The 2,309-nt window shown below is 64.7% G+C and carries 2 protein-coding genes; both read right to left on the reverse strand.

Annotated features, from left to right (window positions below):
* The coding region (locus tag EOA24_RS34760; protein ID WP_127410636.1) for a 4Fe-4S binding protein at positions 1-382 on the reverse strand (382 nt) is incomplete at its 3' end.
* Positions 379-2,309: molybdopterin oxidoreductase family protein (locus tag EOA24_RS34765; protein WP_127410637.1), on the reverse strand; the 1,931-nt coding region annotated here is incomplete at its 5' end. The genes EOA24_RS34765 and EOA24_RS34760, both read right to left, overlap by 4 nt.

A 2,309-nucleotide genomic window follows, 5' to 3' on the forward strand; every position in this document is an offset into this window, starting at 1 on the left:
CGCCATAGGGGCAGGCCCAGCTGCACAATTTGCAGCCGATGCATTTATCCTCGTCGACCAGCACGATGCCGTCGGAGGCGCGCTTGTAGGAGGCGCCGGTCGGGCAAACGGTGACGCAGGCCGGCTGCTCGCAATGGAGGCAGGAGCGCGGGAAGTTCACTGTCCGGCAGCCCCGCTCCGTCGTGTGCTCGTAGGCATGCACCCGGTTGAACCAGACGCCGTCAACATGTCCGCCATAAGGGTCGATGTCGGTCAGCGGCGCCATATGGCCGCCGGTGTTCCACTCCTTGCAGGCGGTGACGCAGGCCTGGCAGCCGACGCAGGTGTCGAGGTCGATGACGAGGCCGAGCTTCTTGTCGGTTTGGGCGGGAAGGCAGGTCATTCGGCGGCTTCCCTTTTCATGCGGAATTCCGCGCCGAAGCGAAGTACGTCGGGCGACGGTTCGAAATGCGGCGGCTGAGCAAAACGCTCGAATTGCGGTTCGGTGAAGCCGGCTTCCTCGGCCGAGCATTTGACGATCCGCACGCGCACGTCGAACCACGCCGCCTGTCCCGTGACCGGATCGGAATTCGAATAGCGCTTGCCGTTGGCATCGGCCGATGTCTGGTCGCCGATGATGTGGTTGAGCAGGAAGCCGCGATTGCTCTCGGCCGCATCGTCCTTCAGCGCCCAGCTGCCGCGCCGCTTGCCGATCGCGTTCCAGGTCCACACCGTGTCCGGGTTGACGCCGTCGATCAGCTTGATCTGGCCCTTCACCCTTCCGTTGATGCTTTCGATCCAAACCCAGTCGTCGTCGGCAAGGCCGAGCTTGCTGGCCGTCTGGCGATGCACGAACAGCCGGTTCTGGCTGGTGATCTGCCGCAGCCACGCATTCTGCGAACCCCAGGAATGGTACATATGCATCGGTCGCTGCGTCAGCGCATGCAGCGGATATCTTTCAAGGTCGACGGCGTCGTCCTCGAAGGGCGCGTACCAGAACGGCAGCGGGTCCATATAGGCTTCGATGCGGCCGCGTTCGGCGTCGGGTGGCTGCACCTTGCCGTGGCCACGCGCTGCCAGCCTGAACCGTTGGATCGGCTCCGAGTAAAGCTGGAAGACGATCGGCTCTGCGCAGGGGATGAAACCCATCTCGACCGCGAAATCGAGATAGGCGCGGTTGCCCATCTTGTAATAGCGCTGGTCGTCGGAAAAATCGTGGTGCCAGAAGCCGCCATTGTCGATGTAGCGCTGCAACTGGTCTGGGTTGACGTCGCCCTTGCCGATCGAGCCACCATCCTTGCCGCGCCAGCCGGCTAGAGGGCCGATGCCGGGCGTGCGCTGATGGTTGACGATGTAGTCGGCATAGTCGCGGTATGTCGCCGAGCCGTCCTCGTTGACGAAGCAAGGCAGGCCGAGCCGCGCGCCGAGTTCGATCAGCACCGACTGGAACGGCCGCACGTCGCGATCCGGCTGCACCACGGGGTGGCGAATGGCGTCGGCGGCGCCGTCGGCATGGCTGATCGGCCGGTCGAGCAGGCTGATGCAGTCGTGCCGTTCGAGATAGGTGGTGTCGGGCAGCACCAGGTCGGCGAACGGCACGGTCTCGGAATAATAGGCGTCGGAATAGATGATGAAGGGGATCTTGTAGGCGCCGGCCTCGTCCTTGTCGGTCAGCATGGCAATGGTCTCGACCGTGTTCATCGACGAGTTCCACGCCATGTTCGACATGTACATCATCAGCGTGTCGATCGGATAAGGATCGCCGGCCCAGGCGTTGCGGATCACCGTGTGCATCAGCCCATGCGCGGCCAAAGGCGCTTCCCAGGAATAGGCCTTGTCGATGCGGACAGGCCGGCCGGCCTCGTCGACAAGAAGATCATCCGGTCCGCAGACGAAGCCGAGCGGCACGCCGTCCAGCGGCGTCATCGGCTGGGCGTTTTTTCCGCATGGCTTCGGTCCCGGCGGCGCGCAGCGCGGATAGGGCGGCTTGAAGCGGAAGCCACCCGGAACGTCCACCGTGCCGAGCAGAACCTGCAGCAAATGGATGGCGCGGCAGGTGTGAAAGCCGTTGGAATGGGCCGAGATGCCGCGCATGGCATGCATCGACACCGGCCGCCCCTTGATCGTCTCATGCCGCCGGCCCGCCCAGTCGGTCCAGGCGATCGGCAGCTCGATCGTCTGCTCGAAGGCGACATGCGCCAACTCCGCCGCGATCCGCCGGATCGTGTCGGCGCCGACGCCGCAGCGCGCGGCGACCGCGTCGGGCGAGTAGCTGTCGTCCAGATAGCGATCGGCGATGAGCTGGAACACCGGCACGCAGTGCCGCCCGC

The organism is Mesorhizobium sp. M2A.F.Ca.ET.039.01.1.1, from assembly GCF_003998035.1.
Taxonomy (GTDB): Bacteria; Pseudomonadota; Alphaproteobacteria; order Rhizobiales; family Rhizobiaceae; genus Mesorhizobium.